Origin of the sequence: Pseudoalteromonas sp. A601 (assembly GCF_002165575.1) — a bacterium.
GTDB lineage: Bacteria > Pseudomonadota > Gammaproteobacteria > Enterobacterales > Alteromonadaceae > Pseudoalteromonas.
In genome coordinates this window covers 1-2,260 of the sequence record NZ_MXQF01000072.1, presented here as the reverse complement: position 1 = coordinate 2,260, position 2,260 = coordinate 1, and the positions used below count along the sequence as shown (strand labels likewise).

Sequence of the window (2,260 nt, the reverse complement as noted above, 5' to 3'; positions counted from 1 at the left end):
GGGAGAACAGATTTTTACGCAAGCGTTTTTATTCATAAATGTGCATTTAATTTTTCCACCCATGATACCCAAAAGAAACTGACAACTTACTAATAAAACCCTGTGGATAACCCGCCTTTTTTCATCTCTACACTAAACTATCAGTTCAGCTTATGGTAACTTGCCCGCTGTTTTACAAACTCGTTCATTAGGCATATAACATGATAGATATAATAAATAGTATAAGTGGACTATTATGGGGTCATATTCTCGTCTACTTATTAATAGCAGCTGGACTGTTCTTTACCATTAAACTTAAGTTTATTCAATTTGTGCAATTCCCTCACATGATTAAGGTCATGTTTAATTCTCGCCAATGTGATAAAAATGGCATTTCATCATTTCAAGCCTTTTGTACTTCTCTAGCAGCACGGGTAGGTACTGGTAATATGGCAGGTGTTGCTGTAGCACTTTATTTAGGTGGTGCAGGTGCTATTTTTTGGATGTGGCTGATTGCATTAATAGGTATGGCTACCAGTTTTGCTGAAAGTACCTTAGCACAAGCGTATAAAACACGGGATGAACATGGTAACTTTCGTGGTGGCCCTGCTTATTATATGCAGTATGGTTTAGGTAAACGCTGGATGGGGGTGATATTCTCTCTGTGTCTAATTCTAGCCTTCGGTTTAGTGTTTAATGCTGTGCAATCAAATTCTATCGCCGCTGCATTTGAAGTGGCCTTTGATATACCTAACTACGTGGTTGGTTTAGTACTGGTACTCGGCTCTGGCATTATCATATTCGGTGGCCTTAAGACTATTTCACGTTTTGCTGAAATGGTAGTGCCGTTTATGGCCTTAGCTTACCTACTTGTTGCACTGTATGTGTGTGCAATGAATGCATCAGAATTACCAACCGTATTTATGCGTATTATTAATAGCGCATTTGGAATCGAGCAAGCTGGTGCAGGTGCGATTGGCTACGGTGTTATGCAAGCGATGATTCAAGGGATCAAACGCGGCCTATTTTCAAATGAAGCAGGCATGGGTAGTGCCGCAAACGCTGCTGCTACTGCAACACCTAATCCACCACACCCAGCATCACAAGGTTATGTACAAATGCTGGGAGTCTTTATTGATACGGTAGTGATCTGTAGTGCAACTGCTGCGCTGATATTACTATCAGACCAACTTGTCGCTGACTCAGGTGTTACAGGTATTGCTTTAACGCAAGCTGCACTTGAAGAACACGTTGGTAGCTGGGGTGCCGTTTTTGTCGCTATTGCAATACTATTCTTTGCGTTTACTTCTATTGTTGCTAACTATTCATATGCAGAAACTAATTTGCTCTTTTTAGAGCACAACCATGAACATGGTATGCTTATTTTCCGCATAATTGTACTTGCAATGGTGATGTTTGGTTCTGTAAGTGAGCTAGGTCTTATTTGGACTTTAGCTGATATTTCCATGGGTATGATGGCAATAGTCAACGTTATTGCCCTGTTTATGTTATCTGGTGTCGTATTCTGGCTTTCGAATGATTACAACGCACAACGTAAAGCTGGAAAAATTCCGAGTTTCGATCCAACCCAGAACAAACAACTTGATCAAAGCATACCAAAAGGTATTTGGCATAAAGACTAATAGCTTTAGGTGTTAACTAAGGGAGCCTCAGTGCTCCCTTTTTGGTGTCTTGGTTTCATTTAATTTTTGTTTTCTACGATCAGCATAAAAATCCCCATTGCCTTACCTACTTGCTGTGAGTCAAATTTAGCTTCTAGCTCTTTGTTTAGCTGCTGTTGTAATTGTTGTTTAAGAGCTAACTTCTGTGCCGTTGACATCAGTTCTGAAGAGCGAGTTTGATACTCTTGTATTGCTGTCATCACCTTTTGGAATGCCCGTTTATCAATATTAGCAATAGAGGGTGATGACAGCTTTTCTGTGCCTGATGCAATTTTATCTTGAGTATGTTCGACCATTTGGCTGACTTGCGTTACTAATGTACTGAACTCAGTAATTTTAAGGACATCGTTTACAGTAGATAAAACAATTGCGACTGGTATTAAAACTAATGAAAGCGCTAAACATACACCAAATACAGCTCCTACCCAGAATTGGTTAAGACCCTGCTTAAAGTTCTCCATACAATAATTCTCTTAAACGCATTGATGGATTAAACGTATAGTATTAGATTTGAAATAGGAATTGATTTGTATGATTTAGTTTAGAAGGTTTTTCTAATAGAAGATATAAAGTGGTGCCCGAGGCCGGACTTGAACCGG

2 protein-coding genes are annotated in these 2,260 nt (G+C 39.5%); one reads left to right on the top strand and one right to left on the bottom strand.

Annotated elements, in window-relative coordinates:
• The first annotated feature begins 200 nt into the window (after nucleotides 1–200).
• Nucleotides 201–1,622 carry a sodium:alanine symporter family protein gene (locus B5G52_RS21690; RefSeq protein WP_087534700.1) on the top strand — a complete coding sequence of 474 codons (1,422 nt, stop codon included), beginning with the start codon at nucleotides 201–203 and terminating at the stop codon, nucleotides 1,620–1,622.
• 59 nt (nucleotides 1,623–1,681) lie between these two features.
• Here B5G52_RS21690 and B5G52_RS21685 read toward each other — a convergent pair whose 3' ends face one another.
• Nucleotides 1,682–2,122, bottom strand: a complete 441-nt coding sequence (locus B5G52_RS21685) for a hypothetical protein (protein ID WP_087534699.1) — start codon at nucleotides 2,120–2,122, stop codon at nucleotides 1,682–1,684.
• Between the last annotated feature and the right edge of the window lie 138 nt (nucleotides 2,123–2,260).

Excerpts from the sequence above, each read along its gene's own strand:
- B5G52_RS21690 (WP_087534700.1), top strand. The coding sequence starts at position 201 with ATGATAGATATAATAAATAGTATAAGTGGACTATTATGGGGTCATATT.
- B5G52_RS21685 (WP_087534699.1), bottom strand. The coding sequence starts at position 2,122 with ATGGAGAACTTTAAGCAGGGTCTTAACCAATTCTGGGTAGGAGCTGTA.